Here is a 1944-nt window from a genome sequence, read left to right as displayed (position 1 = left end):
GTCCGGTGAAGTGGCAAAGCGCTTCAAGCACAAGGGCCTGCGCGAGGACACGATCGCGGTGAAACTCACCGGTACCGCCGGCCAGTCGTTCGGCGCCTTCCTGGCGCGTGGGGTTTCGTTCGAGCTGGTCGGTGCGGCCAATGACTATGTCGGCAAAGGCCTGTCGGGCGGCCGCATCGTCATCCGCCCGCCGGAGAACACCAAGATCGTCGCAGCGGAGTCGATCATCGTCGGCAACACGGTGCTCTACGGCGCGACCGAGGGCGAGGCCTATTTCAGCGGCGTCGCCGGCGAGCGTTTTGCGGTTCGCAATTCGGGCGTGGCCGCCGTCGTCGAAGGCGTTGGCGACCATGGCTGCGAGTACATGACCGGCGGCATTGTCGTCGTCATCGGCCAGACCGGCCGCAACTTTGCCGCCGGCATGTCGGGCGGCGTCGCCTATGTGCTCGACGAGGAAGGTGATTTCGCCGAGCGCTGCAACATGGCGATGGTCGAACTGGAACCCGTTCCCGAAGAAGACGACCTGATGGAGAAACTGCTCCATCATGGCGGCGACCTCGACCACAAAGGCCGCGTCGACGTGTCCGGCGACATGACCAGCCATGACGAGGAGCGGCTTTATCAGCTGATCTCGAACCACGTCCATTATACGGGTTCGGTGCGCGGCCGCGAGATCCTCGATAACTGGGCGACTTTCCGGCCGAAATTCCGGAAGATCATGCCGGTCGAATACCGTCGCGCGCTGATCGAAATGGAGCGCATGCGCATGGGCGTGGCGGCGGAATAGGCTTTGGGAGTTGCCGGGAAGCCAGGCTTCCCTGTCGACGCCTTCATCAACAATCCTAGCCTCGGCCTGAAGGTTGCCATGGCTGCCTTATGAGGTTAACGGGTGCGTCTTCGAGCGCGCCATCTGGACAGCAGGGACTGGACTATGGGCAAGGTAACAGGGTTTCTCGAGATCGACCGGCAGGTGCACAAGTACCAGCCGGCTTCCGACCGCATCCGGCATTTTCGCGAGTTCACGCTGCCGATGTCGGACAAGGAGGTCGAGAAACAGGCCGCGCGCTGTATGGATTGCGGCATCCCGTACTGCCACGGGCCGACCGGCTGCCCGATCCACAACCAGATCCCGGACTGGAACGACCTCGTCTACAATGGCGACTGGGACAATGCGATCCGCAACCTGCACTCGACCAACAATTTCCCGGAATTCACCGGCCGCATCTGTCCGGCGCCTTGCGAGGAAGCCTGCACGCTCAACCTCGAGGACATTCCGGTCGCCATCAAGACGATCGAGCAGGCGATCGCCGACAAGGCCTATGAAACCGGTCATATCCGGCCCTATCCGCCGGAAAAGAAGACCGGCAAGCGCGTCGCGGTCATTGGCTCGGGGCCGGCCGGCATGGCGGCCGCCCAGCAGCTTGGCCGCGCCGGCCACGACGTTCACGTCTATGAGCGCGAGAGCCGGCCGGGTGGGCTGATGCGCTACGGCATCCCCGACTTCAAGATCGAGAAACACTATATCGACCGGCGCATCGAGCAGATGCAAGGCGAGGGCGTGAGCTTCCATTGCGGCGTCAATGTCGGCGTCGACAAACCGGTGGCGGAGCTGCTCGCCGAATACGATGCTGTGCTGTATTGCGGCGGTTCGGAAACACCGCGCCCGGCCAACATTCCCGGCGACGATCTCGACGGCGTGCATGATGCGATGCTCTATCTGGTGCAGCAGAACAAGCGCATCGGCGGCGAGCCGATCCAGTCGGTGGCGTGGCCCTCGCGGCCGATCGTCGCCGGCGGCCAGCATGTTGTCGTCGTCGGTGGCGGCGACACCGCATCCGACTGCGTCGGTACCGCCTTCCGCCAAGGCGCCGTTCGTGTCACCCAGCTCGACATCCGGCCGCAGCCGCCGGAAAAGGAGGACAAGCTTTCGGTCTGGCCCTACTG

1 protein-coding gene and 1 pseudogene are annotated in these 1944 nt (G+C 63.8%); both read left to right on the top strand.

Annotation, left to right across the window (positions count from 1 at the left end):
- Positions 1-787: pseudogene (locus EOA85_RS34035) on the top strand (glutamate synthase subunit alpha); the annotation flags it as partial.
- Between the two features lie 144 nt (positions 788-931).
- The coding region (locus tag EOA85_RS34030; protein ID WP_164760089.1) for a glutamate synthase subunit beta at positions 932-1944 on the top strand (1013 nt) is incomplete at its 3' end.

The sequence above is a fragment of the Mesorhizobium sp. M5C.F.Ca.IN.020.29.1.1 genome, from assembly GCF_003997375.1.
Taxonomy (GTDB): Bacteria; Pseudomonadota; Alphaproteobacteria; order Rhizobiales; family Rhizobiaceae; genus Mesorhizobium; species Mesorhizobium wenxiniae.
The sequence above is the reverse complement of the archived record's forward strand: the minus strand, read 5'-3'. Positions and strand labels throughout refer to the sequence as shown.